This window comes from Yersinia sp. Marseille-Q3913 (genome assembly GCF_963892745.1).
Taxonomy (GTDB): Bacteria; Pseudomonadota; Gammaproteobacteria; order Enterobacterales; family Enterobacteriaceae; genus Yersinia; species Yersinia bercovieri.
On sequence record NZ_CAWQAF010000058.1, the window covers coordinates 1 to 2,195 of the forward strand.

The window sequence follows — 2,195 nt, forward strand, 5'->3', positions numbered from 1 at the left end:
AAACATCAGTGGTTTGGGCGGCTATATCTGGCCGGCAAATCAAGCGATTGGTGCCAACGGCAGTTGGACTGTTAATCTCCCCGATTATGGTCTCTCGGGTCAAGTAGGGCGCCTTGCCGTTATGTTGTCTTCCGACTCTTTGGGCAGTGACAGCGAAGCCGGCGATCGCTTGTATCGTTTCGAGGTCAACGGGCGTCCTGATCTCAATAAAATGCATACGGCGATTGATATGGGCAGTAACGACATTAACAATGCTCGTAATCTGAATGCACAAAATGGTCAGTTCAGTGGTGATGTTTCAGCCACTAACGGTAAGTATTCAGGAGACCTGACAGCCGACCAGAGCATGACCGCCAATAAGGATATTCGCAGTAATGAAGGATGGATTGTAACCCGTAACAACAAAGGTTGGATGAACGAAACCTACGGGGGCGGGTTCTATATGGATGACTACAATACGATTAAAACAGTCAATAACAAGGGGATATATACCGGAGGGCTGGTTAAAGGGGGAACAGTCCAATTAGAACAAGTCAATGTCGCCGGCACAAGTTGTCCTGAAAATGGCCGATTAAGCCGCGATGCTGTTGGCGCCACACTGAGTTGTCAATCTGGTGTATGGAAATCGAGTAGTGCTATGCAACGAAATTCATGCGTGTGGTACTACTTTGGTGGCGGTGGGCAGCAGTCAATATCATGTCCCGTAGGCCAGTATATGGGGGGGTTCAGCCGATACATGGAGAATGACTGGAAGGAAACAGGTCACTTCCAAATTGAGTGTTGTTCTTAGATGCCCAATGGTGACCCAGCATCTTAGAGGATGAGCCATGATGGCTTCGCACAGCTCCCCATGAGAATGAAAACCATATTTTGCTCAATCCAACATCATAAATTATGGGTAGTCCAAGTAAATCCAATACCGAATTAACACTCCCTAAACGATCACCCCCGACTTCTCTCCGAGATCCGTAATACAGGAATTTCCCCTATGAAATTATCGTATCTGGCCACTTTTGGCCTTTTCCTGCTATCCGGTTGCCAGGCACCGCAGGCAAAACACCCGATACCGACTCCACAGCCGATATCTATTAATACCGCGCAAATCACCACCTCGTTACAGGATCTTGCCTTAAACGGGGTATTAAATCAAAAAGTCCATTTCGTACCTGGCAGCATTCGGGCAAACAGCCAACGACTTTCAGTCACATGGGATGGCGACGCTATTGAGCTCCTTTCTGAGTTGGCACGACAACGCGGCTTATCATTTGCTTACACCGGCGTCAGATTACCACTTCCTGTCACCATTCATGTTCAGGATGTCACCTTTGAAACGCTGCTTCGAATTATCCGTACTCAAACCGACTGGCGAGCTCAGCTAGATCAGCAGTCCAGAGAGCTTCGCGTCTACTTTATGTTGCCCCTAAAACAAGGAGCTTTAGCATGATACGAAAAGCCCTAGCCCTCTGTCTGGCACTGGTCGCCGTGCCGGTTATCGGGGCAACCATCGATACACCTCCACCACCGGATATCAATGCTTACCTATCGCCAACGGCCGCTGATAAACACGGTCTGAACGACACATTGTGGCAACTTCTTAATGATGCAGGGCAAACCGTTGGTTTTCGGGGAGGAAAAGCACAGCGAGCCTGGGAACTGCAACAAGCGCTGAGTATTCAGAATGATGACTTAAATAGACTCTATACCTTTGCGCCGCTGATCAGTCGCCAGGGTTGGCTACCTCCCGTTATTGTCGCGGCTGAATCTCTCGCAAATATTACAGATAACCAGATAAGAACTGCCAACAAGACCTACACCATTCTGGTGAAAGAGCGGTTTGTCAGTAATCCGCCCTCCTGGCGGCAGTACTTATTGGCCGGTCTGGCAGTGAATACCGATATCCCTACAGAAATCGCCCCGAAGAATGGCGCCGAAGAGAAAGTGTGGCGTGCCGCGATAGAAAAGGGTTGGCAAGAAGGACGTGAAAGTGCCGACCGAACGTTAGAAAGCAACTTCAATCGATTAACGCGGGATTATGCCGGCATGGTGCGTTATTCCACTCTGGTACAGCAAGGCATGATCACCTTACCTGTGGTCAGTGAACAGCTGCAGTCCGTTACTGGCTCCCAAGACAAACTGATGTTGGGTGACAAAGTACGTGACCTCAAACAACGCGCGGGCTTTGAGCTGGATAAGAA

At 49.2% G+C, this 2,195-nt stretch carries 3 protein-coding genes; all 3 read left to right on the top strand.

Annotated elements, in window-relative coordinates; genetic code table 11:
* The coding region (gene pilV, locus AACW11_RS17160; RefSeq protein WP_212587037.1) for a shufflon system plasmid conjugative transfer pilus tip adhesin PilV at positions 1 to 790 on the top strand (790 nt) is incomplete at its 5' end.
* A 198-nt stretch (positions 791 to 988) separates the two neighbouring features.
* Positions 989 to 1,444: a DotD/TraH family lipoprotein gene (locus AACW11_RS17165; RefSeq protein WP_145560229.1), complete on the top strand. Its 456-nt coding sequence runs from the start codon at positions 989 to 991 to the stop codon at positions 1,442 to 1,444.
* A partial coding sequence (locus tag AACW11_RS17170; RefSeq protein WP_212587038.1) for a type IV secretory system conjugative DNA transfer family protein occupies positions 1,441 to 2,195 on the top strand: 755 nt, incomplete at its 3' end. The genes AACW11_RS17165 and AACW11_RS17170, both read left to right, overlap by 4 nt.

Bases quoted from the DNA above. Each gene is read 5' to 3' on its own strand.
- AACW11_RS17165 (WP_145560229.1), top strand. From the start codon at position 989: ATGAAATTATCGTATCTGGCCACTTTTGGCCTTTTCCTGCTATCCGGT.